Annotated in this window: 22 protein-coding genes, 1 rRNA gene and 1 pseudogene; 10 read left to right on the forward strand and 14 right to left on the reverse strand. The window is 71.0% G+C overall.

The window, feature by feature from the left end; genetic code table 11:
* Nucleotides 1–54: 54 nt before the first annotated feature.
* A complete protein-coding gene (locus ACH34T_RS31340) occupies nt 55–792 on the forward strand; it encodes an SDR family oxidoreductase (RefSeq protein WP_396024547.1) in 738 nt (245 codons plus the stop codon).
* A 5-nt stretch (nt 793–797) separates the two neighbouring features.
* Here the strand turns inward: ACH34T_RS31340 and ACH34T_RS31345 are convergent, their stop codons facing one another.
* Nucleotides 798–2045: a cytochrome P450 gene (locus ACH34T_RS31345; protein WP_396024548.1), complete on the reverse strand. Its 1248-nt coding sequence runs from the start codon at nt 2043–2045 to the stop codon at nt 798–800.
* A gap of 163 nt (nt 2046–2208) precedes the next feature.
* On the opposite strand from ACH34T_RS31345, the gene ACH34T_RS31350 reads away from it, so the two are divergent.
* Complete coding sequence (locus ACH34T_RS31350; protein WP_396024549.1) at nt 2209–3099, forward strand: alpha/beta fold hydrolase; 891 nt, start codon at nt 2209–2211, stop codon at nt 3097–3099.
* 52 nt (nt 3100–3151) lie between these two features.
* Here ACH34T_RS31350 and ACH34T_RS31355 read toward each other — a convergent pair whose 3' ends face one another.
* The 5 genes from ACH34T_RS31355 to ACH34T_RS31375 form a co-directional block, all read right to left on the reverse strand.
* Nucleotides 3152–4156, reverse strand: a complete 1005-nt coding sequence (locus ACH34T_RS31355) for an ATP-dependent DNA ligase (RefSeq protein ID WP_396024550.1) — start codon at nt 4154–4156, stop codon at nt 3152–3154.
* A 137-nt stretch (nt 4157–4293) separates the two neighbouring features.
* On the reverse strand, nt 4294–5559 hold the full coding sequence (locus ACH34T_RS31360; RefSeq protein WP_396024551.1) for a class I SAM-dependent methyltransferase: 1266 nt from the start codon (nt 5557–5559) through the stop codon (nt 4294–4296).
* 87 nt (nt 5560–5646) lie between these two features.
* Nucleotides 5647–7014 (reverse strand): FAD-binding oxidoreductase, encoded by a 1368-nt coding sequence (locus ACH34T_RS31365; protein ID WP_396024552.1) that lies wholly within the window; start codon nt 7012–7014, stop codon nt 5647–5649.
* 621 nt (nt 7015–7635) lie between these two features.
* Complete coding sequence (locus ACH34T_RS31370; protein WP_396024553.1) at nt 7636–8160, reverse strand: DUF1707 and DUF4870 domain-containing protein; 525 nt, start codon at nt 8158–8160, stop codon at nt 7636–7638.
* 36 nt (nt 8161–8196) lie between these two features.
* Nucleotides 8197–9009, reverse strand: a complete 813-nt coding sequence (locus ACH34T_RS31375) for a polysaccharide deacetylase family protein (protein WP_396024554.1) — start codon at nt 9007–9009, stop codon at nt 8197–8199.
* 175 nt (nt 9010–9184) lie between these two features.
* Between ACH34T_RS31375 and ACH34T_RS31380 the strand changes: the two genes are divergently transcribed.
* Nucleotides 9185–9556, forward strand: a complete 372-nt coding sequence (locus ACH34T_RS31380) for a hypothetical protein (RefSeq protein WP_328367079.1) — start codon at nt 9185–9187, stop codon at nt 9554–9556.
* Between the two features lie 106 nt (nt 9557–9662).
* Here the strand turns inward: ACH34T_RS31380 and ACH34T_RS31385 are convergent, their stop codons facing one another.
* Nucleotides 9663–10643 carry a DUF4192 domain-containing protein gene (locus ACH34T_RS31385; protein WP_396024555.1) on the reverse strand — a complete coding sequence of 327 codons (981 nt, stop codon included), beginning with the start codon at nt 10641–10643 and terminating at the stop codon, nt 9663–9665.
* Nucleotides 10644–10798: 155 nt separating this feature from the next.
* Here ACH34T_RS31385 and ACH34T_RS31390 point away from each other — a divergent pair, with 155 nt between their 5' ends.
* Nucleotides 10799–12856 (forward strand): ATP-dependent DNA helicase, encoded by a 2058-nt coding sequence (locus ACH34T_RS31390; RefSeq protein ID WP_396024570.1) that lies wholly within the window; start codon nt 10799–10801, stop codon nt 12854–12856.
* Between the two features lie 152 nt (nt 12857–13008).
* Here ACH34T_RS31390 and ACH34T_RS31395 read toward each other — a convergent pair whose 3' ends face one another.
* The 3 genes from ACH34T_RS31395 to ACH34T_RS31405 form a co-directional block, all read right to left on the reverse strand.
* On the reverse strand, nt 13009–14220 hold the full coding sequence (locus ACH34T_RS31395; RefSeq protein ID WP_396024556.1) for a pyridoxal phosphate-dependent aminotransferase: 1212 nt from the start codon (nt 14218–14220) through the stop codon (nt 13009–13011).
* A gap of 106 nt (nt 14221–14326) precedes the next feature.
* Entirely contained in the window at nt 14327–16837 is a 2511-nt protein-coding gene (locus ACH34T_RS31400) for an ABC transporter permease (protein ID WP_396024557.1), read from the reverse strand.
* Nucleotides 16834–17658, reverse strand: a complete 825-nt coding sequence (locus ACH34T_RS31405; RefSeq protein ID WP_396024558.1) for an ABC transporter ATP-binding protein — start codon at nt 17656–17658, stop codon at nt 16834–16836. The genes ACH34T_RS31400 and ACH34T_RS31405 overlap by 4 nt, the downstream gene beginning before the upstream one ends.
* 213 nt (nt 17659–17871) lie before the next feature.
* On the opposite strand from ACH34T_RS31405, the gene ACH34T_RS31410 reads away from it, so the two are divergent.
* The 4 genes from ACH34T_RS31410 (at nt 17872) to ACH34T_RS31425 (ending at nt 21216) form a co-directional block, all read left to right on the forward strand.
* Nucleotides 17872–18558 carry a TetR/AcrR family transcriptional regulator gene (locus ACH34T_RS31410; protein ID WP_396024559.1) on the forward strand — a complete coding sequence of 229 codons (687 nt, stop codon included), beginning with the start codon at nt 17872–17874 and terminating at the stop codon, nt 18556–18558.
* 49 nt (nt 18559–18607) lie between these two features.
* A complete protein-coding gene (locus ACH34T_RS31415; RefSeq protein WP_396024560.1) occupies nt 18608–19600 on the forward strand; it encodes a diiron oxygenase in 993 nt (330 codons plus the stop codon).
* Nucleotides 19601–19814: 214 nt separating this feature from the next.
* Nucleotides 19815–20627, forward strand: a complete 813-nt coding sequence (locus tag ACH34T_RS31420) for an SDR family NAD(P)-dependent oxidoreductase (RefSeq protein WP_396024561.1) — start codon at nt 19815–19817, stop codon at nt 20625–20627.
* Between the two features lie 76 nt (nt 20628–20703).
* Nucleotides 20704–21216, forward strand: coding sequence for a DUF523 domain-containing protein (locus ACH34T_RS31425; RefSeq protein ID WP_396024562.1), 513 nt, complete (start codon nt 20704–20706; stop codon nt 21214–21216).
* Nucleotides 21217–21398: 182 nt separating this feature from the next.
* Here the strand turns inward: ACH34T_RS31425 and ACH34T_RS31430 are convergent, their stop codons facing one another.
* Nucleotides 21399–22034: a TetR/AcrR family transcriptional regulator gene (locus ACH34T_RS31430; protein WP_396024563.1), complete on the reverse strand. Its 636-nt coding sequence runs from the start codon at nt 22032–22034 to the stop codon at nt 21399–21401.
* An 81-nt stretch (nt 22035–22115) separates the two neighbouring features.
* Between ACH34T_RS31430 and ACH34T_RS31435 the strand changes: the two genes are divergently transcribed.
* Complete coding sequence (locus ACH34T_RS31435) at nt 22116–22844, forward strand: SDR family NAD(P)-dependent oxidoreductase (protein ID WP_396024564.1); 729 nt, start codon at nt 22116–22118, stop codon at nt 22842–22844.
* Between the two features lie 327 nt (nt 22845–23171).
* On the opposite strand, the gene ACH34T_RS31440 is transcribed toward ACH34T_RS31435, so the two are convergent.
* The gene (locus ACH34T_RS31440; RefSeq protein ID WP_396024565.1) at nt 23172–23612 is read right to left on the reverse strand and encodes a RidA family protein; all 441 of its coding nucleotides are present in this window, start codon (nt 23610–23612) and stop codon (nt 23172–23174) included.
* A 266-nt stretch (nt 23613–23878) separates the two neighbouring features.
* Entirely contained in the window at nt 23879–24076 is a 198-nt protein-coding gene (locus ACH34T_RS31445; RefSeq protein ID WP_396024566.1) for a hypothetical protein, read from the reverse strand.
* On the opposite strand from ACH34T_RS31445, the pseudogene ACH34T_RS31450 reads away from it, so the two are divergent.
* Nucleotides 23987–24169, forward strand: a pseudogene (locus tag ACH34T_RS31450) (GNAT family N-acetyltransferase); the annotation flags it as partial. The gene ACH34T_RS31445 and the pseudogene ACH34T_RS31450 sit on opposite strands and share 90 nt — an antisense overlap.
* Nucleotides 24170–24344: 175 nt before the next feature.
* Here the strand turns inward: ACH34T_RS31450 and rrf are convergent.
* Nucleotides 24345–24426 (reverse strand): 5S ribosomal RNA (gene rrf, locus ACH34T_RS31455); the annotation flags it as partial.

A 24426-nucleotide genomic window follows, 5' to 3' on the forward strand; every position in this document is an offset into this window, starting at 1 on the left:
CCCAGCCTCGGCCGGTCTCTCCGCACCGGCGGCGCCGCCGCGCAGGCTGAGGGCATGACCGCACAGATCGTCCTCATCACCGGAGCGAACAAGGGCCTGGGCTTCGAGACCGCCCGGATCCTCGGGCGGGACGGAGCGACCGTCCTGATCGGCGCCCGTTCCGCCGGCGCCGGCGAGAAGGCCGCCGCCGTGCTGCGCGGCGAAGGGATCGACGCGCGTTTCGTCCGGATCGACGTGACCGTCCCGGAGTCCGCCGAGGCCGCCGCGGAACGGATCGGGCAGGAGCACGGCCGCCTCGACGTCCTCGTCAACAACGCCGGGATCACGACGACGGACGCGTCCGACCCCGCGACGATCACGCCGCCCAGCCGGGTCGCGCCCGACCTCGTGCGGGCCGCGTTCGACACCAACGTGTTCGGCGTCGTCGCCGTCACCAACGCGATGCTCCCGCTGCTGCGCCGCTCCCCCGCCGGACGGATCGTCAACGTGTCCAGCCATCTCAGCCTGCTGGCGCGGGTGGGCGATCCGTCCTTCCATGGGCCGAACCTGCTGCCGTACAACACGTCCAAGTCGGCGCTGAACGCGGTGACCGTCGCCTACGCGAGGGAACTGGCCGGGACGCCGATCAAGGTGAACGCGGCGGCGCCCGGGTTCTGCGCGACCGACCTGAACGGGCACACCGGCGTCCGGCCGGCGGCCCAGGGGGCGGCCGTGATCGCGGACGTGGCCCGGCTCGGCGCGCACGGCCCGACGGGCGCCCTCATCGACGAGGACGGCCGGATCCCCTGGTAGCCGCGCTAGAACGTGTAGGGCAGGCGCTTGATGCCGTTGATGAAGCTCGACTCCAGGCGCTCGGGCTCCCCGGACGCGCGGACGCCGGGCGTCCGCCGCAGCAGCTCGCGGAACAGCACGGTGATCTCGCGCCTGGCCAGGTGCGCGCCGAGGCAGAAGTGCGGCCCCGGCCCGCCGAACCCGATGTGCGGGTTCGGGTCGCGGAGGATGTCGAACTTCTCCGGGTCGGTGAAGACGGACTCGTCGCGGTTGGCCGACCAGTAGTATAGGAGCAGCTTGTCGCCCTCCTTGATCTCGTGCTCGTTGAGCATGGTGTCGCGGGTGGCGGTGCGGCGCATCCAGATGACCGGCGACACGTACCGGACGATCTCCTCCACGGCGCCGGGGACGCGGGCGTCGAAGTCGTCGGTGAGCAGGGCGCGCTGGTCCGGGTGGCGGGTGAACAGGTCGAGGCCGTGCGCGATGGCGTTGCGGGTGGTCTCGTTGCCGGCGACGACCAGCAGGATGAAGAACGAGCCGAGCTCCTGGTCGGTCAGCGACTCGCCGTCGATGTTCGCGTTCACCAGTGCCGAGGTCAGATCGTCGGTCGGCTCCTTGCGGCGCTGGCGTCCGAGGTCCTCGACCAGGTTCTTGAGGGTCTCGCCCGCGCCGAGCAGCGCCATCGCGACCTGCTCGGGGTCGTCGGACGGGAGGAACTCGTCGTCGTTGCCCGCGAGGACGACGTTGGTGGCGTCGAAGACGGTCCGGTAGTGCTCCTCGCCGATCCCCATCATGTCGCAGATGATCTTCAGCGGGAGCCGGGCGGCGATGTCCGCGACGAAGTCGCCGGTGCCGCGGCCCGCCGCCACGTCGTCGATGATCTGGACGGCGACGGCCTCGACCTGGTCCTGGAACCGCTGGATCATGCGCGGCGAGAACGCCCTGGACACGATCCGCCTGATCTTGGCGTGCCGGGGATCGTCCATGCTGATCATGGAACCGAAGTACTCGTGCAGGTCGCCGGGCATGTCCCAGATGCTGGTGGAGCCCTTGCCGGAGCAGAAGTCCTGCGGGCGGCGGGACGCCTCGACGACCTCGGCGTGCCGGGTCAGGGCGTAGTAGCCGGGCCCCTGCGGCACGATGACGATGTCGGGTTCCTCGAAGCGCACCAGTTCGGGGTGCCACCGTAAGGTTTTGAACGCCTCGTGCCGGTACTCGTGCGGACGCCGCCAGAACTCCCAGTCGGTCAGGTCGATCTCGTTGACCCTGAGCACCTGCCACCACCTCGTCGCTTCGACCGATTCGGTTTACAGGCAGCTTCTCAAGTAAAGCGCCGTGCGGACCTTGATCGGCCCGGTGACCCGGCTCACACTACCGCCGGCTCACGCGACCGCCGGCGCACGCGGGGTAACGTGCGGCGCGAACCGAGGAGGCTGCATGGGCGAGATCACGACCGGGTCGGTCACGGCGAACGGGCTGGACTTCGGCTACCTCGCGGCGGGTCCCGCGGACGCTCCGCTGGTGCTGCTCCTGCACGGCTTCCCCGACTCGGCGCACACCTGGCGGCACCTCCTGCCGGAACTGGCCACCGCCGGGTTCCGCGCGGTGGCCCCGTTCATGCGCGGCTACGCGCCGACGTCCGTCCCGGAGGACGGCGCCTACCAGACCGGCGCCCTCGCCGCCGACGCCGTCGCCCTGCACGAGGCCCTCGGCGGCGGGCCCGACGCCGTCGTCATCGGACACGACTGGGGCGCCTTCGCCGCCTACGGCGCCGCGAGCCTCGCTCCGGGACGCTGGCGCCGGGCCGTCGCGATGTCCGTCCCGCCGATCTCCCTGGTGACCGGCCGGTTCTTCGAGTACGAGCAGCTCAAGCGCTCGTTCTACATGTACGTCTTCCAGACGCCGGTCGCCGAGGCGGTCCTGGGCCGCGCCTTCGTCGAGGGCCTCTGGCGCGACTGGTCCCCGCCCGGCGCCGGCGGCCACGCGGAGGACGTCGACCACGTCATGGAGTGCCTCGCCGCGCCGGACAACGTCACCGCCGCGCTCGGCTACTACCGCGCGATGTTCGACGCGTCGCGGCACTCCGACCGTTACGCCGCCGAACAGCGGGCCGTCTCATCGCGCGGCGACGTGCCCGTCCTCTACCTGCACGGTTCCGAGGACGGCTGCGTGGGCGCGGACGTCGTCGCGCCGGGCGGCGATCTCGGCGGCGTCCTGGCGGCGCTCCCCGCCGGGTCCCGCGCCGAGCTCGTGCCGGGCGCCGGACACTTCCTGCAACTCGACCGCCCCGCAAACGTGAACGACCACATCCTCGGCTGGCTGAACTAGCGGGCTCAAGCGCGCAGGGCTGGCGGGCTCAAGCGCGCGGGGGCTCGCGGGGTCAGGCGCCGAAGAGCGGGGACTGCGACGCGTCCAGGTCCGCGCGGACGCGGATGTACCGGACGGCGTGCCGCCAGCGTCCCTGCTCGACGGCGGCGTCCGCGCTGATCTCCACGACCGTCTCCGGCTCCGTCCGGACGTAGCGGATCGGCGGATGCGACCCGTACGGGCCGCCCGCGAACCCGGCGGGCAGTTCCGCGGGCCACGGATGGTCGGGCCCGGCGTGCCGCAGCAGCTCGCCGAGCGACGTGCGCGCCTCGGGCGGCAGCGGCGTCGTCCGCGCGACGACGCGGAGCCGGCCCTCGGCGTCGTAGCGGCCGAGGATCAGCGACTCCGGCGCCTGCCGGGTCCCGGTCACGCCGCCGACGATCGCCTCGGTCGTGAACCGGCGCTTCACCTTCCGCCAGCGGCGGCGTCCCTCCAGGTAGGGGCCGTCGGCGTCCTTGACGACGAGACCCTCGACGCCCTGCGGGGCGAGGGCGTCGAACCAGACGCGCGCCTCCTCCACATCGGACGTCTGCGGCGTGACGACCACCCGCGTCGACGCCTCGTCCGCCCCGCCGAGCAGGGCCTCAAGGACGGCGCGGCGGTCGCGCAGCGGGCGGGGCCGCAGGTCCTCGCCGCCCGATTCGAGGACGTCGAACACGACGTAGTGGCAGGGCTCCGTGCGCGCGAGTCCCGCGCGGCGGCGTCCGGCGGAATGGCGGCGCTGCAGTGCGCCGAAGTCGAGGCGCCCGTCCACCCCCCAGCGGACGATCTCCCCGTCGACGACCGTGCCCGGGGCGAGCCGCTCGCGGACGGCCGCCGCGATCTCGGGGAACGCGTCGTCCAGGCGGGTCCTGCGGCGGGACGACAGGCGGACGGCGCCGTCCTCGGCCACGATCGCGATCGCCCGGAACCCGTCGAACTTCGGCTCGTACCGGCAGCCGCCCGGGCACGACTGCGGCGACGGGACGTGGTCGACGGCCGCGGCCAGCATCGGCCTCACCGGGGACCGGATGTGCATGGCCACACGTCCCCCCGAGCTCGCAGGCACCGACTGCCGCGTAGCCTCCGTACCCCCGTCCACCTGCGTCGATATCAGGGCAGGACGAATGTTGACCCGAGGTTGGACGCCCGCAGGCCATCCCGCCCAGCGTGGTGTCAGGAACCCCAGTCGGGGCGCAGGGGCATGTGGCTGGCGCCGTTGACGCCCAGCTTGACGCCCAGCGTCTGGTGCAGCTGGATCCAGTTCTGGTTGAAGCCGAGCACGCAGCCCGCCATGTACACGCGCCACACCCGGGCGGTGCCCTCGCCGACCTCGGCGACGGCCTCGTCCCAGTGCGCGTCGAGGTTCTCGCACCAGCCGGTCAGCGTGCGGGCGTAGTGCTCGCGCAGGTTCTCCTGGTGGCGGATCTCGAACCCGGCGTCGTTCATCTGCATCTGGATGAAGCCGGGGCCCTCAAGCTCGCCGTCCGGGAACACGTACCGGTTGATGAACCCGTTCTCCTTGCGCGCCGGGGCGCGGTTGTCCGGACGGGTGATGGTGTGGTTGAGCATCCGCCCGCCCGGTCTCAGCTTCCCGTACAGGAACGCGAAATAGGACGGCAGGTTCTGCTTCCCGATGTGCTCGGTGAGGCCGATGGAGCTGATCGCGTCGAAGCCGGTCTCGGTCACGTCCCGGTAGTCCAGGTGCCGGACCTCCGCCAGGTCGGACAGCCCGCGGTCGGCGATGGCCTTCTGCGCCCACTCCGCCTGCTGCTTCGACAGCGTGACGCCGAGCGCCTTGACGCCGTACTCCTTCGCGGCGTGCATCACCATGCCGCCCCAGCCGCAGCCGACGTCCAGCAGCCGCATCCCCGGCTTCAGCGCGATCTTCCTCGCCACCAGGTCGTGCTTGTTGAACTGGGCCTCTTCCAGCGTCGCGTCCTCTCGGGGGAAGCACGCGCACGTGTACGCCATGGACGGGCCGAGCACCCATTCGTAGAACGTGTTGGACACGTCGTAGTGGTGCGAGATGGCCTTCGCGTCACGCCTCTTGGAATGCCGCAGCCACGACGGGATGCGGCTGAACGGCGCCTCCTGCGGCGGCGGGTCCAGCCGGCGCGTGACCGCGCCGCGCAGCAGCGGGTCGCCCAGGACCGCGCCGAAGATCCGCGCCTTGTCCCGCGGCGTCACGTCGCCGAGCACCTGCTGCATCGTCGTCAGCGCCGCGATCATGTCGCCGCCGATGTCGATCATGCCGGTGACGTAGGCGCGGGCCAGGCCCAGCGCCCCCGGCGAATGCAGCAGGTACGACACCGCGTACGGCGAACGGACGTCGACGCGGATGTCCGCGCCCGGCACCCCCGCCCGCGAACCGTCGTACGCCGTGAACTCCACTGGCGCCTCAGCCCCGGCGAGCTGCTCGAAGACCCTGGCCAGCGTCATGGTGATCCCTCCTGTCTCTCCGCCCCTGCCCGCGGCGGCGAAGCCCGCCGCTCCGGCCGGGGCCAATCCCCCGATGCGGACGCCTGGTCAGCGCCCGCGCACGCACTTGTCGTAGAGATCGAGCAGCCGCTCGCCGGGGTCGTAGATCCCCTTGAGCCGCCGGTAGGTCTCCCCGTCGTAGTACCGCCAGAACTCGTCCCTGCCGTAAAAAGCAGTCGAGTAGAGGGACTTGTGGCCGTCAAGATCCGCGACCCTGCGCTCGATGAGCCGGTTGTGGTACTCGGGGATCTGTCCCGGTGGGAGCCTGACCGTCCCCCAGAAACCCACGTTCACGTACGGGCGTCCCACGTCCAGCGGGTACAGCGGCCACCGCTCCTTGGCGCGCAGCGGGCACAGCCACACCGGGCTCATGCCGACCTTGTCGTGGAAGAACTCCAGGAACTCCGGCAGCCGCTCGACGGGCACCTCGATGTCCTGGATGACGTCCTCGCGCGGCCGCAGCCCGCGCCACCGCTCCGCCCGCGCGACGAAGTGGTACCGCCGGTCGTACGCGACGAGCCTGCGGTACACGTCGGAGCGCTTGTACTTGTCGGGCCACAGCCGCCGGACCGTCGGGTTCTGGACGCCGAACGCGCCCGAGCACCAGAACCAGTCGGTGTCCCAGCGCCACAGGTAGTCGCGGATCGTCAGGAAGTCGACCGACCGCTCCCGGATCGACCTGTAGTAGATCTTCTGGCCGGTGTAGTCGGACGTGTACGGCGCCGAGTCGGCGAAGAAACCGAGCGTGACGTACTGCTCGGCGGGGCCGAAGACCGTCCCGTCCATGAAGTCGACGGACTCGCCCTCGAACGTCCCCGACCCGGTGATCTCGCCCATCACGCGGGCCAGCTCGGCCGCGTCCCCGAACCGCAGGTGCCGCAGCCGGACGTACGGGCCGACGGGCCTGAGCTCGATCTTCAGGCGCAGCGTGTAGCCGAGCGTCCCATAGGAGTTCGGGAAGCCGTAGAACAGGTCGGCGTGCTCGTTGTCCTTCGTCGCGGTGACGATCCGCCCGTCGCCGGTGAGGACCTCCATCTCCAGGACGGCCTCGTGCGGGAGCCCGTCGCGGAACGACGTCGACTCGATGCCGAGCCCGGTCACCGCGCCGCCCAGCGTGATGGTCTTCAGCTGCGGGACGACCGTCGGCATCAGCCCGTGCGGGAGCGTCGCGTCGACGAGGTCCTCGTACGTCGTCATGCCCTGGACCTGCGCCGTCCGCTCCTTCTCGTCGACGCTCAGCACCTTGTCGAACCCGGACACGTCCAGGCCCGGCGCCGCCGAGGGGTCGCGCCAGCGGAACAGGTTCGAGGTCCGCTTCGCCAGCCGCACCGGCGTGCCCGGCGGGATCGCCTCGTAGGACTTCCTGAGCGCCTCCACCGACCGCTCGTGGCCGCCCTTGATCGCAAGCTCCGTCATCTACCCCTCCCGGACACAGTTAATCGATCATCCCATGCACCGGTCCACAAGACTCGGACGTTATGGGAGTCACAGGATGGAAGGGGAATAAAGCCACAGGCGCATACATCGGCGTCGTTTCATCTCCCGGAAGCGACAGAACCGCAACAACTCGGCCACGTCAACCTTTCCCCGAAGCCCTACACCGACAAACCAAGAACACTCCGCCCTCGGCCGCCACGCCACGGAAGCCGACCGTCCACCACAGCCCACGACCACAAACCGAACAGCTCACCACCCCAAACCCCCACCCCTACCCAGCCCGGCCCACACGCTCAACCCCACCGAGAACGGGCTGGCGCCGACGTGCGCGCATCCGTGTAGCGGCCCGACTACGGCCAGGACGTTCTGCTGAGCTCGTCCTCGCCCAGGCGACGGAGTCCACTTCACCGGAGCCACCTCCTAGGGCTCGGCGACCTCCCCCGAAGACACGCGGACGCATGCATGCACAAAGCCGAACAGGCGAGCCGAACAGGGGAAAGGCACCCGACCAAGGACCAGCGCCCCAGGCCCGAGCACAATGCGCCTGATGCGCCTGATTCAGCCAGCCGCCGCCTGATTCGGCCAGCCGCCGGAGGACGGCTACTTCTTCACCAGGCGCAGGATCCAGGGGTAGCGGAACGTCTGACCGGCCAGGGCGTAGATCGCCGCCACCACCGACAGGATCCACGCCACCGCGTAGACCACTCCGCCGATCCCGAACGTGACGATCGTGATCAGCAGCAGCGTCAGATGGAAGTTCACGGCCTCCGCCGCCTGCCGCCGGACGTACTCCGACCGCTTGCCGCTGACCAGCATCAGCACCAGCGGTCCGACGAACAGCGTCGGGATCGCGACCGCGTGCGCCGCCGCCGCGAGCATGCGGTCCTCGCCGGTGGGCGCCTCGCCGGCCGGCAGGGCGGGCGGCCGTCCGGGCGCGGGAACCAGGTCGCGGGTCACCGCGCCCAGGTCGCTCCGGGTCTTGGCCGTCATCGCCAGGTGCATCCGCAGGTCGAGTTCGTCGTGGTCGAGACGGCCGTCGGCGTACGCGTCCCGCAGGCGCTCGATGACCGGTTCGCGTTCGGCGTCCGAGACCCGCAGATCCCCCACCGCGTAGCTGCTGTCCATACCTCTCATGGTCCGCGCCACCGGCGGCCGCGGCCATCAGGGAAGACCCTGAGGCGCCCCTGAATTCAGCTGGACGTACTCCTTCCCAGGCGTGAGCCGCCCGCCGAACAGCTCCGACACCGTCACGAACACGTATCCGCGCGCCGCCAGCCCGTCGATGATCTTCGGGACGGCGCGCACAGTCGTCCGGTGGATGTCGTGCATCAGCACGATGTGGCCCGGCCTGGCCGCCTTCAGGACCTGGCGCTCCACGTCCTCGGTGTCGCGGCTCTCCCAGTCCTGCGGGTCGACGGTCCACAGCACCTGCGCCATGCCCAGGTCCCGCGTGATCCTGGTCAGCCGCTTGGACGTCGACCCGTACGGCGGACGCAGCATGACCGGCGTGACCCCGGACGCCCGCCGGATCGCGTCCTGCGTCCTGGTCAGCTCCGAGAGGATCTTCTTCTCCGACGCCCTGCCGAGGTCGGCGTGCGAGTAGCTGTGGTCGGCGAGCTCATGCCCGGCCTCGTGCTCGCGCCGGACGAGCTCGGGGTGCTCGGCGGCGTTCTCCCCGATCAGGAAGAACGTCGCCTTCACGTGCCGGGCGGCGAGGATGTCCAGCAGTTCGCCGGTGCTCGCCGCCGGTCCGTCGTCGAACGTCAGGGCCACGCATTTCGCCCGCACGCAGTCCGGCGGCGGCGGTGCGGGCGCGGGCTCAGGCTCCGGCGCCTTGGGCGGCGGCAGGCCGTTCCGCTGCGCCTTGACGAGCTCGACCCGTTCGGCGGCCGGCGCCAGTGTGCTGAGCCAGCCGCAGATCACGACCGCGAGCGCGGCGGCAGCCCATCGCCGGACCAGTTTCGGCCCGTCCATCAACACCCCCGCTGCTGATCCCCCCGTGAACCCGCAAGTCTAGGGCTCGCGTCCCCGACCACCGTGGACGCCGCCGCTGTGTCGGGAACCCGTGGACACCGAACCATCGTTATCGTCGTACACCACAACCGCCCCCGGAACGGTTCCGGGGCGCCACCAGACGACGGGGCAGGCAATGAGGTTCCGGGACCGATTCGGGATCCGCAAGAACCGCGGGTCAACGGTGACGAGGCTCGACCGCGAGGCGACCGACTCCGACATCGAGGCGCTGATCGCGTTCGCCCGCTCCCGCCGCGGCGTCGAGTTCTTCGTCGAGCCGGAGACCTTCGCCACCGACACCACCGCCGTCGCCGTCGCCCACGATGGCGAGTGGACCCGCCGCCGCGTCGGCTCCCCCAAGGTCATCGGCAAGGTGGCCCGCGACCTCGGCCTGCCGGTCTACGACGTCCAGATCGTCGGCTACCCGCCCCGCATGCGCGCCTGGAACGAGCGCAACCCCGACCGCCGCATCGACCCCGGCACCCCCGGCCAAGCCGTAGCCCCATAGACACCACCCGCCATCCCCCCTTCACACACCCCAGCCCCGAGAACCAACGACCACTCCCCCACCCCCGCCCAAACCCACACGCGAGCGGGCGTGAGTTGGGAGTGGGTCAGCCAGCCTTTTGTTGGCGGTTGTAGTAGGCGGTCGCTAATTGGTCGGGGGTCATGCGTAGGCGGAGTTTCGAGGGTGGGATGCCGGCGTTGATCACCTCGCCGAGGATCACGGCCATGGAGTAGGCGGGGTCGGCGTCCAAGGCCCGTTCCAGGGCGACGTTGGCGAGGCCGCCGTCGCCCGCGGAGTAGGCGGCGAAGGCCAGCAGGGACGCCGGGGCGGGGACGTAGGGCTCCTCCACGCGGCGCACGATGTCGCGCCAGAAGGCGATGTCGGTGGCGGGGGCGTCCTCGTCGATGCGGATCCAGGCCTCGTCGCGGAAGCGCAGGTCGGTGAGGAGAACGCCGAGCCGGGCGACCTCGTCGTCGGACGGCGGCGTGCCGGCGCGGGCGCGGGACAGGAGGGCGGGGACGAAGTCGGAGCTCTCGCCGAAGGTCTCGGGCTGAGCGAGGAGCCGTGTCTCCGCGCGTGCCGTGGCCTCGCGCATGGAGGCCCGGACGGCGCCGCCGACCGGCTGAACGGACCGGACGAGTTCGGCGCGATCAGCGAGGGCGACCTGCCCGGCGAAGGTCGCCTGGGCCGCGACGACGCTGGCGGAGCTGTCGTAGGGGACGCCCTCGGGCGGGCAGCAGTCGTCGTCGCAGGTGAGCGACCACCAGCGGCCGTCGGCGACGCGGACGGCCTCGGCGGCCGGCACCCCCGCGCAGGCGAGGGCCGCGCACACGGCGGCCGCGGATTCACGGACATCGCCGTCCGGCCCGTAGCCGAGGAGGAGCGAGCGGCGGAAGCCGTTGCAGGCGAGGAGTGCGGCGACCCGCTCGGCCGCGTCCGACGACGGTAAGTCGAGCCGGACCGCGCAGGTTCCGTTGCCGTCGCTCTCGAAGCCGATCACGACGAGGCTGCGGGACGGGTGGAACCCCAGCAGGTACGGGACGGCTGCGATGGCGTCTTGTGCGGAGCGGATCACCAGGGCTGTCATGTCCTCGACCCTCGCAGCCGCGGGCCGCCGCGCGACACCGTCCCGGAGATTGTGGATAACCCGTCCCGGGACGCGGGTGTCGGTCGTGGGCGGTAGCGTTGGTCGGCGTGCCCGCCCCTGATCTGCTGAACGGCAGCGATACCCGCATTCCCGACATGGCGACGCTGCTCGCCGCGGCCGTGTCCTCCATCGGAGGAGCCGAGCGCCCAGGGCAGGTGACGATGGCGCAGGCGGTCGAGAAGGCGATCGCGTCCGGCGAGCACGTCGCCGCGCAGGCCGGCACCGGCACCGGCAAGTCGCTGGCCTACCTGGTCCCGGCGATCCGGCACGCGGTGGAGAAGCAGACGACGGTGGTCGTCTCCACGGCGACGATCGCGCTGCAGCGCCAGCTCGTCGACCGCGACCTGCCGCGGCTGGCGGAGGCGCTCGGGCCGCTGCTCGGGACGGAGCTGAAGTTCGCGATCCTCAAGGGCCGCCGCAACTACCTGTGCCTGCACCGGGTCCAGACGGGCGTCCCCGAGGAGGACGAAGGCCCGAGCCTGTTCGACCCGCAGCAGCTGTCCAACCTGGGACGCCAGGTCAAGCGCCTCAATGAGTGGGCGGAGGAGACCAAGACCGGCGACCGGGACGAGCTGGTGCCGGGGGTGAGCGAGCAGGCGTGGCGGCAGGTCGCGGTCACGGCCAGGGAGTGTCTGGGCGCGCAGCGCTGCCCGCACGGCACGCAGTGCTTCTCCGAGCTGGCCAGGGCGGAGGCGGGCGAGGCGCACATCGTGGTCACCAACCACGCGCTGCTCGCGATCGACGCGCTGGAGGAGTTCCAGGTCCTGCCCGAGCACGACGTGGTGGTCGTGGACGAGGCGCACGAACTGGTCGACCGGGTCACGTCGGTCGCGACCGGCGATCTCAGCGCGGCTGCGGTCGAGACGGCGGCGCGCAGATGCGGGCGGCTCATCGAGGAGTCCACCGCCGACCGGTTGAAGGAGGCCGCGGAGGGTCTCGGTCTGCTTCTGGAGGATTCGCAGGCCGGGCGTATGGACGTCCTGTCCCCCGCCCTGGGCAACACCCTCGCGGTCGTACGCGACGTCGCGCACGCCTGCGTCACGGCCCTCGGACCGGAGAAGAAGGACGCGGACCCGGGCGACATGGCGGCGCGCAAGGCGGCGCGTTCGTCGCTGGAAGAGCTGCATGACACGGCGGTGCGCGTGCTGGACGCGTTCAAGCCGGAGATGGCCGAACGCTTCGACGTGGTGTGGCTGGAGAAGCCGTTCGTCCAGGATGGGCGGCCGAGGCGTCCGCCGGCGCTGCACGTCGCGCCGATCGGCGTCGGCGGCCTGTTGCGGACGACCCTGTTCGAGCGGCGCACCGCGATCCTCACGTCGGCGACGCTGACGCTCGGCGGGTCGTTCGAGCCGCTCGCCCGCCAGTGGGGCCTGCCCTCGCTGGCCGAGAACTCCTCGAAGGACGCGAGGACGGCGGCCGAAGGCCTCGCCCGCACCGCGACGGAGAAGGGCGAGGAGTCGGAGGTCGTGTGGTCGGGCCTCGACGTCGGCTCGCCGTTCGACCACCCGAAGGCGGGCATCCTCTACGTCGCGCGGCATCTGCCGCAACCCGGACGGGACGGGCTCGCCGACGCCTACCTGACGGAGATCACCGAGCTGATCGAGTCGGCGGGCGGCCGCACCCTCGGGCTGTTCTCGTCGATGCGGGCGGCCAGGCAGGCCGCCGACGAGCTGAAGGACCACCTGTCCCATCCGCTGCTGTGCCAGGGCGACGACTCCACGTCCCTGCTGGTCAAGCAGTTCGCCGAGGACGAGCGGACCAGCCTGTTCGGCACCCTGTCGCTCTGGCAGGGCGTGGACGTGCCCGGCCCGTCCCTGCAACTCGTCATCATGGACCGCATCCCCTTCCCGCGCCCGGACGACCCGGTGTCGTCGGCGCGGTCGCGGGCGGTCGCGGCGCGCGGCGGCAACGGTTTCATGGCGGTCGCCGCGACCCACGCCGCGCTGCTGCTCGCGCAGGGCGCCGGGCGGCTGCTGCGCTCGATGGACGACCGGGGCGTCGTGGCCGTCCTCGACCCGCGGCTCGCCACGGCCCGCTACGGCGGTTTCCTGAAGAACACGCTGCCGCCGTTCTGGGCCACGACCGACCCGGACGTCGTCCGCGGCGCGCTCCGCCGCCTCGACGCAGCCGCGACCGACCAGCCTCAGTCCTAGCCTTACGAGCACCCAGTCCTAGCCCGACGAGCACCCAGGCCAGCCCTACCAACGCCCAGGCCAGCCCTACCAACGCCCACGCCAGCCCTACCAACGCCCAGGCCACGCCTTCGGCGGCGACTGAGCAGGGCGTCCTATGAACGTCGCGCCGGTCAGCGGGGATAGGTGCGGAGGAAGTCGCCTATGCGGCCGACGGCCTCTTCGAGGTCGTCGGCGTACTGCAGGGTGACGATGCGGAAGTGGTCGGTGGACGGCCAGTTGAACCCGGTCCCCTGCACGACGAGGAGTTTCTGCTGTTCGAGGAGGTCGAGGGCGAACCGCATGTCGTCCTCGATCGGGTACAGCTCGGGATCGAGGCGCGGAAAGACATACAGGGCGCCCATGGGACGGACGCAGCTCACCCCCGGCAGGTCGTTCAGCAGCTTCCAGGCGCGTTCGCGCTGCTCGCCGAGCCGCCCCGTCGGCAGGACGAGGTCGTCGATGCTCTGGTAGCCGCCGAGCGCGGCCTGGATGGCGTGCTGGCCGGGGACGTTGGGGCAGAGCCGCATGTTGGCGAGGATGTCCAGGCCCTCGATGTAGGACTCGGCGTGTTCCTTCGGGCCGGTCAGCACGACCCATCCGGCGCGGAACCCGGCGACGCGGTAGTTCTTCGAGAGGCCGCCGAAGGTGAGGCACAGCAGGTCGGGGGCCAGGGACGCGATGGGGATGTGCTCGGCGTCGTCGTACAGGATCCGGTCGTAGATCTCGTCCGCGAAGATGATCAGGTTGTGGCGGCGGGCGAGCTCGACGACCCCGGCGAGGACCTCGCGCGGGTAGACGGCCCCGGTCGGGTTGTTCGGGTTGATCAGCACCAGCGCCCGCGTCCGGTCGCCGATCCTGGCCTCGATGTCGTCCAGGCCCGGCGCCCAGTCGGCGGACTCGTCGCACAGGTAGTGGACGGGCGTCCCGCCGCACAGCGACACGGCGGCCGTCCACAGCGGGTAGTCGGGCGCCGGGATCAGGACCTCGTCGCCGTCGTTGAGCAGCGCCTGGAGCGTCATCACGATCAGCTCTGAGACGCCGTTGCCGAGGTAGACGTCCTCGACGTCGACGCCGGTGACGCCGTCGTCCTCCAGGCGCTGCACGATGGCGCGGCGGGCGGGCAGGATGCCCTTGGAGTCGCTGTAGCCGTGCGCGTCCGGCAGGTTGCGGATCATGTCCTGGAGGAGCTCGGGCGGCGCCTCGAACCCGAACGGGGCCGGGTTCCCGATGTGCAGCTTGAGGATGTTGTTGCCCTCGGCCTCCAGCTGCCTGGCGCGCTTGAGCACCGGGCCGCGGATGTCGTAACAGACGCTGGTGAGCTTCCCCGACTGGTTGACCTGCATGGACTCACCATAGCCACGGCCGGACCGCGGCGTCCCGTCCACCCGCCACGTGCGACCGGCGTCCCGTCCCCCCGCGCGGGCGGGCGGGGGGACGGGACGCGGGCGATCATGGCGCGGAGATCGCGGCCAGGATCGCCAGCCGCGCCGCCCGCCGGGCCGGACGGATCGCGGCGAGCGCCCCCGCGACCGCCCCGACCAGCGCGACCACCACCAGCGTGACGGTGGGCGGCGCGAACGGGTTGCCGAGCGCGCTGCCGAGCCCCCAGCCGAGGAACACGCCGAGCCCGATCCCGCCGGCCGTGCCGAACAGCGCGACGATCACCGACTCCCAGCGGACCATCGACCTGATCTGCGGACGCGTCGCGCCGACCGCGCGCAGCAGCCCGAGCTCCCGGGTCCGTTCGTGGACGGCCAGCGACAGCGTGTTCGCGATGCCGAGCAGCGCGATGACGATGGCGAGGATCAGCATCCCGTACACGACGGTGATGAAGCCCTGCATGTCCTCGGTCTGCGCGGTGACGAAGTCGTCCCGCGTCTGCACCTCCGGCGCGCCGTACGGCTTGGCGAGCGCGGTGAGCGCCTGCGTCGCGGCGGCGACGGACGCGCCGGGCTTGAGGACGACGAACGCCCGAGTGTCGAGCACCTGGCGGGTGTGCGCGTTCCACACCGTCCTCGGGACGACGTAGTCGCCGGTCAGGTCGGTGTTCTCGTAGACGGCGCCGACGGTGAGCCGCTGCGACGTGCCGTCGGCGAACGTGACCGGGACCTGCGAGCCGGGCCGCCAGCCCTTGTCGTCGGCGACGCCCTTCGCGACGGCGAGCGCGCCCGCGTCCGTCATGGCGCCCTGGGTGACGTCCAGGTCGAGGACGCGTCCGAGGGCCGCCGGGTCGGCGACGCTGACGGTGGACGCGTCGCCGTCCACCCGCATGCTGCCCATTCCGGCGCCCGCGATGCGTTCGACCTGCGGGAGCTTCGCCGCGTCCTGGGCGAGGCCCGTCCCGAACCCGCCGGTCTCGTTGCCTCCGGAGTTGACGACGAGCGGCCCCTTGAACGACCCGGCGACGCTGTTCTCCAGCGACGAGCCGAGCGACCCGATGAACACCGTCATCAGCGTGACCACCCCGACGCCGATCATCAGCGCGGTCGCGGCGCCCGCGGTCCGCTTCGGGCTGCGGGCGGCGTTGTCGCGGGCCAGCGCCCCGGACACGCCGCGCGTCCGCGCCGCGGGCCCGCCGATCAGGGCGGCGACCGGCCGCGCCGCGACCGGGCCGAGCGCGACCATCGCGATGACGCACAGGAGCGCGCCCGCGCCCGCCATCGCCATCTGCTCGGTGACCGCGCCGAACACGACGGTCCCGGCGGCGACGGCCGCGAGCACGCCGCCGGTGATGACGCGGGTGTCGGTCGGGCGGGCGGACTCGGCGGCGACCTCGCGCAGCGCGGCCAGCGGCGCCACCCGGGACGCCTTCATCGCGGGCCCGAGCGCGGCGACCAGCGTCACCAGCAGCCCGACCGGCACCGCGATCAGGATCGAGGTGGCGGAGACGGTCAGCCCCTCCATCGCGATCCCGATGCGGAACTGCGTGAACAGCCAACGGAGCAGCGCCGCGAACCCCATCCCGCCCCCGAGCCCGGCGAGGGTCGCGGCGGCGCCGATGACCAGCGCCTCGAATCCGACGATCGTCATGACCTGGCGGCGACCGGCGCCGAGGGCGCGCAGCAGCGCCGACTCCCGGGTCCGCTGCGCCATCGTGATCGCGAACGTGTTGTGGATGCTGAACGCGGCGACGAGCAGCGCCACCCCGCCGAACGCGCCGAGGACGGTTCGGAAGATCTGCAGGAACCCGGACTCGACCTGCGACATGCCCTCGTCGACCTGCGCCTTGTTCGTGATGGCCTCGGCCCCTGCCGGCAGGACGGGCTTGATGCGCGACGCCAGCTCGTCCTGGCTGACGCCGTCCGCCGCGCTGACGTAGACGCCGCTGATCCGGTCGGGCGACTTCGCGACGTACCGGCGGGCGCCGTCCAGGCTGAACGCCGTGAACGACGTCTCGCCGAACGCCTCCTCGTCGCCGAACATGCTGATCCCGACGACGGTCACCGGGACCTTCTCCGGCGTGAGCACGGCCGTCCGGTCGCCGACGTTCAGCTTGCCCTCGTCGGCGAACATCTTGTTGATGACGACCTCGTTCGGCGCGCGCGGCGCGCGGCCCTCGGCGAGCCGGTACGGGTTGAGCTTCGGGTCGTTCAGCCAGTTCCCGGCGGTGCGCGGGCCGCGCGACTCGACGATCGTGCCGTCCTTGGCGAGCAGCTGCCCCGACCCCTGGATGACGGGTTCGGCGTTCGCGACGCCGTCCACCTGGCGGACCTTGTCGAGCGCGGACGCGTCGATCTGACCGCGGGACCCCCACGGCTCGTCGCTGACACTGGTCGAGTTGCGGACGCTGACGTCCGTCTGGCCGTACGCCTTGGAGAAGTAGCCGTCGATGCTTCCCGCGAGGGTGTCGCCGAGCACGAGCGTTCCCGTCAGGAACGACACGCCGAGGAAGACCGCCACTAGGGAGCCGACCATCCGGCGCTTGCGTCCCCACAGTTCCTTGAAGACGAGCCCAATCATCGGTTGTCCCCCAGCCCGCGCATGCGGTCCAGCACCCGGTCGGGCGTGGGCGCGTCCATGATGTCGACGATGCGGCCGTCGGCGAGGAACACCACCGAGTCGGCGTGCCCTGCGGCGACCGGGTCGTGGGTGACCATCGCGACGGTCTGGCCCAGGTCGTCCACGGCGTTGCGGAGCAGCGTCAGCACCTCGGCGCCGGTGCGGGAGTCGAGGTTGCCGGTGGGCTCGTCCGCGAACACGATCTGCGGGCGGGTGACCAGCGCGCGCGCCAGCGCCACCCGCTGCTGCTGCCCGCCCGACATCTCGGACGGACGATGCGAGAGCCGGTCCGCCAGCTTCAGGACGCGCACGACCGTGTCCAGCCATTCCCGGTCGGGGCTCGTCCCGGCCAGCGTCATCGGCAGGACGATGTTGTCGCGGGCGGTCAGCGTCGGGAGCAGGTTGAACGCCTGGAACACGAACCCGATGCGCTCGCGCCTGAGCCGGGTCAGCCGCCGGTCGGACAGCGCGCCGAGCTCCTCGTCGCCGACGTAGACCTTGCCGGACGTCGCGTCCTCCAGCCCCGCCACACAGTGCATCAGCGTGGACTTCCCGGCGCCGGACGGCCCCATGATCGCGGTGAACCGCCGTTCCGGGAGCACCACGCTGACGTCGTCGAGCGCGCGCACCGCCATGTCGCCGGTCCCGTACACCTTGCTGAGATGAACCGTGCGGGCGCCGCCCTGGCCCGTCGCGGTGCCCTTGCCGGTCGCGCCGCCCTTGCCGGTGCCCGCGCCCGTCTCGTCGTTGGTCGATCGCCTTGCTTCTGCTGCGTTTCCCATGTCCGGGATCGTGGCGTCGAGGTCCGCCGCCCGTCGTCGGGTGAGGAGAGGCACCCCGCCTGCTCCCAGCGAAGCACCCGGGCGCCTCCGTCTACGTCCGCCGCGGTACGCCGCCCCGTTCGCGAAGATCAATAAGACGCGATGTCCAATTGTGATGCGGGCAACATACATGCAGGCTTGCTTGCTTGTATGTCGGCTCGTACCGTCGGGGGCGTGACAGTAAGCAGCCGCCGACGCCACCGGCACATCCCGTCTCGCCGCCGGACGCAGGAGGAGCGCCGGTCGCGCACGCGGGCCAGCCTCCTGGAGGCCACCATGGAATGCCTGGTGGACCTCGGCTGGTCAGGGACGTCCACCACCGAGGTGGCCCGCCGCGCGGGAGTGTCGCGCGGGGCGCAGCAGCACCACTACCCCACCAAGATGGTGCTGGTCGCGGCCGCGCTGGAGCATCTGCTCGAAGCGCAGCGTTTGGCGTACGTGACCGCGTTCGCGGCGCTCCCGCCCGAGCGGCGCGACGTCTCCGGCGCGCTCGACCTCCTGTGGGAGGTGTTCCGCGGACGTCCGGCCAAGGCCCTCACGGAACTGGCCGTCGCGGCCCGCACCGACGACGAGCTACGCCCGCTGTGCCGCGACCTGAACGAGCGGATCCTCCAGGTCATCCTGGAGGTGTTCGAGCGGCTGTTCCCGGAGAACACGCTGCCCCCCGACTTCGTCCCGACGATGCTGCGCGGCGTGTTCGCGATGTTCGTCGGGCTGTCCATACAGAACGCGCTGGACGACGACGCCGACGGCCACCAGGCCGCCGTGCTGCGCCAGGTCAAGGACGTCGCACGGCTGATCGTCCCGGGCCCAGGAACGCCCCCGTCCGCACCTCCCGAACGTCCCGACCGAACCTCCTGAACACCTCGTCGGCCGCGGCCGACCGCACCGCCCCGAGGGAGCGCCCGACATGCCGAAAGCCCCCACCGAACTCGCCGAAGAGGTCCGCGAGCAGGTCAAGGACAAGAAGTCCTACCTCGGCGTCATCGACCGCCTGAACAAGGCGTCGGTCGACAAGCACTGGGAGGCCTACGCCGACATCCCGTGGGACGACCCCGAGTTCACCGTCGACAAGAACGACCCGCGCTGGGTGCTGCCGCCGTTCGACCGGCTCGGCGAGACCGCCTGGTACGGGTCGCAGCCGCCGGAGGTCCAAGCGCAGATCGGGCTGTGGCGCGTCGCGACCGCCATGAAGATCGGCCTGCAGTTCGAGAACCTGCTGAAGCGCGGGCTGCTGAACTACGCCTACCGGCTGCCGAACGGACGCCCCGAATTCCGGTACGTCTACCACGAGACGACCGAGGAATGTCACCACGGGATGATGTTCCAGGAGTTCGTGAACCGGACGAAGATGCCGATCCGCGGCATGCCGCGCTCGCTCAGCCTCATCGCGCAGGCCGCGCCGTGGATCCCGCTGGTCAGCACCGAGATGTTCTTCATCTTCGTGCTCGGCGGCGAGGACCCGATCGACTACGTCCAGCGCAAGTCGCTCAAGGGCGGGCACATCAAGCACCCGCTCGAAGAGACCATCATGAAGATCCACATCGCGGAGGAGGCCCGGCACATCTCGTTCGCCCGGCACTACCTCAAGCACCGGGTGCCGAACATGAACCCGCTGCGCCGCCGGATCCTCGGCGTCGCGACGCCGGTCGTCCTCGGCGTGATGGCGCGGATCATGCTGTCGCCGCCCGGGCCGATGGTGCGGCACTTCGGCATCCCGAAGGACGTCGTCCGGCAGGCGTACAAGAGCGAGGCGTCGATGGCGGAGATCTCCAACTCCGTCGGCAAGATCCGCGACCTGATGGCCGAGCTCGGCGTGGTCAGCCCCGTCGGCAAGCAGGTCTGGAAGGCGTTCGGCATCTGGGACGAACCGAAGCAGCGCCGCGCCGTCAAGGCCGCGTGACCGTGGCCGGCGCGGCAGCCCCCACAGGACCGACGGAGAGCCCCCGCCCCGCCGTGGCGACGCCCGCGGCGGGGCGGGACGGCCCGTGACAGAGGCCGCGCCGCACCGCCGCACGTGAACGAACACCCCCTTCAGCCGTCGCCACCTGAGCCCGCTGAGCCCGCTGAGCCCGAGCAGCCCGTGGTCCCGGCGTCCAACATCGAGCGGAGCCCCCTTGAGCATCGCGATCGTGACTGGAGGCGCGTCCGGCATCGGCCGCGCGGTCGCCACATCCCTGGTGGCGCGCGGCGACACCGTCGTAGTGACCGACATCAACGTTGAAGGCGCCGCGCACGTCGCCGAGAAGCTGAACACCCTCGGCACGGGCAAGGCGGCGTCCGCCGCGCTCGACGTCACCGACGCCGAAGCCGTCGCCCACCTCTACCAGGGCGTCCGCGCCGACCACGGACGCCTCGACCTGGTGTTCAACAACGCGGGCATCGCCATCGGCGGCCTCGCCGAGGAGCTCACCCTCGACCACTGGAACCGCGCGATCGACATCAACCTCAAGGGCGTCGTGCACGGCGTCCACGCCGCCTACCCGATCATGCTGGAGCAGGGCAGCGGCCACATCGTCAACACCGCCTCGCTCGCCGGGCTCGTCCCGATGCCGATCGGCATCCCGTACACCGCGACCAAGCACGCCGTCGTCGGCCTGTCCCTCGGCCTGCGCGCCGAGGCCGCCGGACGCGGCGTCAAGGTCAGCGTCGTCTGCCCGAGCTTCGTCGACACGCCGCTGCTCCACAACGTCAACCCGGACCTGCCCGAGACGCCGATGAGCGGGGACGCCACCGGCGACATCGCCAAGGCGTCCCCGCGCCTCTACACGGCCGAGAAACTCGCCCGCGACATCATGCGCGGCATCGCCAGGAACCAGGCGCTCATCGTCGCGCCCGCCCACGGGCGGCTTGCCTGGCGCGGCGTCCGCCTCAACCCGGGCGCCGCCGTCCGCGTGGCGCAGCTGGCCGTGAGCCGCATCCGCAAGTAACCGCCTGTCCGCCCGGCCTGGATCGAGCTCCGGCGACCGCGGCCGGCGCCCCTCATACCCGCCTAAGCTGGACGACGTGGAACGCATCCTGGTCAGCTCGTGCCTCATGGGCCGGCCGGTCCGCTATGACGGCGCGGCCAAACCGGTGGGCGGCGACCTCTTCGAGCGCTGGCGCGCCGAGGGCCGCCTCGTCCCGTTCTGCCCCGAGGTGTCCGGCGGGCTGGCCGTCCCCCGCCCGCCCGCAGAGATCGTCGGCGGCGACGGCCACGCCGTCCTGGACGGCACCGCCCACGTCCGCACGGACACGGGCGAGGACGTGACCGCCGAGTTCCTCCACGGCGCCCGCCAGGCCCTCGACGCCGCCCGCCGCTCCGGCGCCCGCATCGCGCTCCTCAAGGAGGGCAGCCCGTCCTGCGGCAGCCACCGGATCTACGACGGCACCTTCACGGGCACGCCGATCACCGGGGACGGCGTCACGACCGCCCTCCTCGAACGCGAGGGCGTCCAGGTCTTCAGCGAGGCCGACCTGGCCGCGGTGAACGCCGTCCTCCAAGCCCTGGAAACCGTCCCCCAGCCGCCGATCCGCTAGACCGCCACCGAAAACGTCAGCGACACCCGCCGCACCCGGCCGCGACAGTACGCCCGGGCGATCCACCCAGAAACCCAAGCACCGCAGCCCACCACCCACACCGCTCCCCCACATCGCCACGCGCTCCCAGATGAGGGGCCGCAGGCGCACGACTCTCGCGGATCTGCGCTCCCGACAGGGCGTCAGCCGGGGGTCATCAGGCCCGCGACCTGTTCCGCGGTCAGCGGCCGGACGGTGATCGGATGCGCGGCGGCCGCGCGGAGACCGTCGAGGTGGAAGGCGAGGCAGCGGCGCCAGACGTCCGGCGCGACGTCCACGGACTCGCGGATGACCTGGGACATCGCCCACATCAGCGTCACGACGTCCTGCACCTCGAAGTCGTCGCGGAGTTGCCCCGACTCCTTGGCCCGCGCGATGATCTGGACCAGGCGCGCGAATCCGCGATGGCATGCCGCGCTCACCTCTGAGGCCAGCGGGAACCGCCGGACCAGCGCGTCGTTGAGCCCCCGGTCCTCGGCCTGCAACGCGATCAGGCCCTCGACGAACGCGACGAAGCCGTCCCACGGGTCGGCGTCGGCCAGGGCCGCCTCGGCGATCCGGTCCAGCGCGGCCAGCCGCGCGGGGAAGATGGCGTCGAAGAAATCCTGGCGTGCCGGGAAATGGTTGTAAAGCGTGCCGATGCTGACGCCCGCCCGGCGCGCTACCTCCTCCAGCGGCGCGTCGAGCCCGCGCTCACCGAACACCTCGGCCGCCGCGGCGAGAAGTCTGTCCCGATTGCGGGCGGCGTCGGCCCGGGGTGGCCTCGTCTTCCTGGACATGCCTCCATCCTACGAAGTTGAGGATGCCCTCAAGTTTCGGTTAACTTGAGGGCATCCTCAACTTCATGGAGGTTCCCTCACATGTCAGCAACCACGGTCGTCATCGGCGCCGGGCCGGGCCTGGGCATGTCGATCGCGCACCGCTTCGGCCGCGAAGACCACCGCGTCGCCCTCATCTCCCGGAACGGAACCCGCCACCCCGGGTACCTCTCCTCGCTGAAGGCCAAGGGCATCGAGGCGACGTCGCATCCGGCCGACGTCCGTGACCGGGACGGCCTCCTCGCCGCGCTCGACGCGGTCGCCGAACAGCACGGCCGCATCGACGTCGTCTACTACGGCCCCGGCGCCGCGGACCCCGACGCCCATCCGACTCCCATCACGTCCACGGACGTGGCCGCCACCAAGGACGCGATGACGTGGGTGTATCCGGCGATCGAGACCGTCGGTGCGGTGCTGCCCGGCATGCTGGAGCGCGGCAGCGGAGGGCTGCTCTTCGCCGGCGGCCTCAGCTCGATCGTTCCGATGCCGATAATCGGAAACCTGGCGATCTCGTCCGCGGCCCTGCGGAACTACGCCGTGACCCTGCATGCGGCTCTCGCCGACCAGGGCGTTTACGCGGGAACCCTGACGATCGGCGGTCTCATCGAACGCGGCGACATCCACCGCATGGTCACGTCCCAGCCCGAAAGGCTCGGCGGCATGGACGTCGGAACCCTCGACCCCGACACGATCGCCGACGCCGCCTGGAACCTGTACGCGAAGCGCGACACACCCGAGGCGGTCTTCAACGCGTTCACCCCGGGCGACTGACCAGAACCGCCGCCGTCCTCGCCACCAAAAGCAACCACCGAGGACGGCGGCAACCGCACGTTCGCCACACGCCCTACCACTCTTGGCAATGGCCGTCCTGCAACTCCTTTTGACGCGACGGCACACCGCCAGGCACGGCCCGCCCGCTCACCGCCCCGGTGCCGTGTCACACCATTCACCAACCGCCCCGAGCACCCCCGACGAACGCAAAGCCCTTACCTACCTGTCACCTGTCACGCCCGCAAGACAGAGAGTTCCGCCCACGAGCCGGAGGATTCAGCAACACCCAAGACCAATCACAAAGCAAGGACGCCCCTATATAGCCCCTCACAGTGGCCGGCTCATCCCGTTCTCTGTGTTGGGCGCGGCGGTCAGGTCGGGCGCGACGGCGACGGCTTCGATCTCCAGAAGCCAGGCGTCATCGTAGATACCGGTGATGATGATCGTGATCGCCGGCCGGTGGTCGCCGAGCACCTCATGACGGATCCGGGAGTTGAGTTCCCGGTGCCGGCGGTCGGACAGGTAAATGGTGACCTTGGCCAGATTGTCGAGTGTCATGCCGGCGCCGATGAGGACCGTCTTGACGTTCTCCCAGGCGAGACGGCACTGCGCGGAGAAGTCAGGCGGAACGTCGCCCTTGGTGGTCCACGGTGGCTGGCCGCTGATGTACAGGGTCCGCTGCGCCCCGAGAACCAACGTTCCGTGCGTATAGGCCGGCGACGACTCAGGAAGGTCGGCAGGATCAATCGGCTCGATCGCGAAGGTCATCACTTTCCTCATCGCAAAGATTCGCCGGGCAAGGCCATGAGCCGTCACGAGGAGCGGGACCTCGGGCGGACGTCGTCCAGCACAATCGCACTCGAAGCGGAAGGCCGCCGAACGCTCGCCCACTCTAGGGCGGCGGTCACGCCATGTCGATCACACGATCGGGATGCCCCATTGGCGATGACCATCAGACGGGTCGCGACGCGCCGTCCCCTGCCATAGTCGGACAGATGAGCATAGAGGACGTCATTCTCCGGCGCGCACACGCCTCAGACGCGATCGAAATGGCCCAGGTCTGGCTTCGTTCCTTTGCCGCCGCCCTGCCGACCGTGCGTCGCCGACATGACGACGCCGAGGTGACGGAATGGTTCTCGCAGGTGGTCGTCCCGAACCACGAGAGCTGGGTCGCAGACGCCAGCGGCCGAGTCGTCGGACTGCTGGTCCTCGAACAATCCGAACTCCAGCATCTCTACCTGGACCCGCCCTGGCGCGGTCGCGGCCTGGGCGACCAGCTCGTCGACCTGGCCAAGACCCGACGCCCGGACGGTCTCACACTCTGGACCTTCCAGATCAACGGACCTGCGCGACGGTTCTACGAACGGCACGGCTTCGTCCCCGCCGAGTGGACGGACGGACGACGCAACGAGGAGAACGAACCCGACGTCCGCTACATTTGGCGACCGCAGAAACGAGTAAGGCCCCGCCGTTGTCGGCGGGGCCTTCCCCATAATGTGTGTCCGGCGGTGTCCTACTCTCCCACACAGTCTCCCGTGCAGTACCATCGGCGCTGGAGGGCTTAACTTCCGGGTTCGGGATG

The sequence above is a fragment of the Actinomadura sp. 9N215 genome, assembly GCF_044326345.1.
In the GTDB taxonomy this organism is placed as follows: Bacteria; Actinomycetota; Actinomycetes; order Streptosporangiales; family Streptosporangiaceae; genus Spirillospora.